This window comes from Neisseria sp. P0021.S007, from assembly GCF_051956855.1.
This window is the reverse complement of sequence record NZ_JBQCXA010000153.1, coordinates 1-1,045: the sequence shown is the minus strand read 5'-3', so window position 1 is coordinate 1,045 and position 1,045 is coordinate 1. Positions and strand designations below refer to the sequence as shown.

The following is a 1,045-nucleotide window of genomic DNA, read 5'->3' as shown; positions in this document are numbered from 1 at the left end:
ATCCTTAATTTGCCTATGTGAAATACCTCGTACCGCTGGTGATTTTGCTGATTTTCGTCAGCAACCTGTTGTAGTTGTAATGGCATATAAGGTCGTCTGAAAATTTGAAACTGCCGAAATTCTCGGCGTAGTTGTAAAAGCCGGGTTCTGTAAAGGACAGAGCCCGGCTTTTTTTTATTTTAAACTGGATCGAGCACGATTTTTTGGCGTGCAGATATCGGTAAAAGGGGTAAGTGGAGTATGGGGGCATACATGAAAAGTGGTGTCTGCGTGCTTGAAAAGACCAGTCTATAGGGAGAAACGTAGAAGAAGGGGGCTTCTGAAACGGAGGATTATTACATTAGGTTTACGGTTGCTTAAATCTACAAAGTTGGCTGCTTGTGATAAAGTTACGTTTGATTATGGCCGTATGAATTCTGATGCGGCTTTTTTGTACACAAAGGATTGTTATGTTGCTGTCCCCAAGCCGCGCCCGCACGATTGCCGCTGCGGTCATGATGTTGTTTGCGGTACAAGTTTCCGCCGCCAGACAGGATAATGCCGTCGAGGTGAAAACACCGAAAGACGTGAAACAGATTATTCAAAAGAGAAACCGCTTTACGCCTGATGAATTCAAGGCCGAGCAGGCTCGCCGTGTGAATATACAAAACCGTGCAAATCAGATATTTACCTTGTTGAGCGGCGAAATACTGCTGCAAAAAGGTGATGCCGGTACGGCGTTGGCAACATATATGATGATGTTGAACAATACCAAATCGCCTGAAGTGGCGGAACGTGCTTTGGAAATGGCGGTTTCGCTCAATGCGTTCAAACAGGCGGAAATGATTTCTCAAACATGGCGTGAAATCGAACCTGTTCCGGGTAATGCGCAAAAACGTATGACCTGGTTACGCAATATCTTGTTAGGGCAGGGCGATAAGACCTTGAATGGTTTGGATGATATCTTGGTCAATGCCAGCGAAGAGCAGAATCAGCGTATTTTCCTGCTGTTGGCTCAAGCGGCAATCCAGCAGCCGGGGTTGGCAGAGAAAGCTTCGTCACAAGT

The 1,045-nt window shown here is 45.9% G+C and carries 1 pseudogene; it reads left to right on the top strand.

What is annotated here, in order from left to right:
* Positions 1-449: 449 nt before the first annotated feature.
* Positions 450-1,045 (top strand): annotated as a pseudogene (locus ACTHUR_RS11855) (tetratricopeptide repeat protein); the annotation flags it as partial.